Annotated in this window: 1 protein-coding gene; it reads right to left on the bottom strand. The window is 63.8% G+C overall.

The window, feature by feature from the left end:
- Positions 1 to 13 precede the first annotated feature (13 nt).
- Positions 14 to 828 (bottom strand): IS5 family transposase gene (locus E2E34_RS34730; RefSeq protein ID WP_138903644.1). Its coding sequence is split into 2 segments (ribosomal slippage): positions 14 to 486 and positions 486 to 828, totalling 816 coding nucleotides; the frame shifts between segments, so codons are not numbered across the junction.
- Positions 829 to 873: the final 45 nt, after the last annotated feature.

The raw sequence follows: 873 nt of genomic DNA, 5'->3' as shown, positions 1-873 counted from the left end.
CTAAGACCGTGTCCTACATGGTGAGGTTGCGGAAGCGTTTGTAGCAGCAGATGGCGGCTGCCAGCCCAAGAAATGCCAGGTAGTTGCCCGGGTGTTGCTCGTAGCGGTGGTTGAGTCTGCGGTACCCGGTCAGCCATGACATGGTCCGCTCGATGACCCATCGGCGGCGCCCCAGCCGTTCGCTGGACTCGACTCCCTTGCGGGCGATCCGGACTCCAATGTGCTTGCCCCATAACCATCGCCGCAGGTGAGGGACGTCGTATGCCTTGTCTGCGTGCAGGCGTTGGGGCTTCGATTCGGCTGCGTGGGATTCGTGTCCCATGTGGAAGTGGGACAGCATCGGTTTCAGTGCCTGGCTGTCGTGGGTGTTGGCCGCGGAGAGTCCGACGCGTAGGGGCAGTCCGTCCGCATCGGACAGGACATGCATCTTGGAACCGGCCTTACCCCGATCCACGGGGCTCGGACCTGCAAGTTCGCCCCCTTTTTAGCGCGGACATGGGCAGAGTCGAGAACCGTGCGCGACAGGTCGACCAGGTCCCTTTCGTCCAGGAGTCGGAGAACCTCCTGGTGCAGCCGGCCCCAGACTCCCGCACGAGACCAGATGACGAACCGGCGATGCACGGTCGACTTCGAGGCCCCGAAGCACGGAGGCAAGGCCCGCCAGGCACAGCCGCTGACCAGGACGTAGATGATCGCGGCGAAGACCGCCTCGTCATCGATGTTCGCGACCCCACCGCCTTGCGGCCGCACCCGAGCAGCCGGCAACAACGGCTCCGCGAGTTCCCACAGCCCGTCCGGAACAATCCATCCCCACCGCCCACTCCCCATAACAAACCCAACGACCAACTCACCATGTAGGACACCGTCTAAGAC

The organism is Streptomyces albidochromogenes (genome assembly GCF_005981925.1).
Classification (GTDB): domain Bacteria; phylum Actinomycetota; class Actinomycetes; order Streptomycetales; family Streptomycetaceae; genus Streptomyces; species Streptomyces albidochromogenes.
This window is presented reverse-complemented; position numbering and strand designations above follow the sequence as displayed.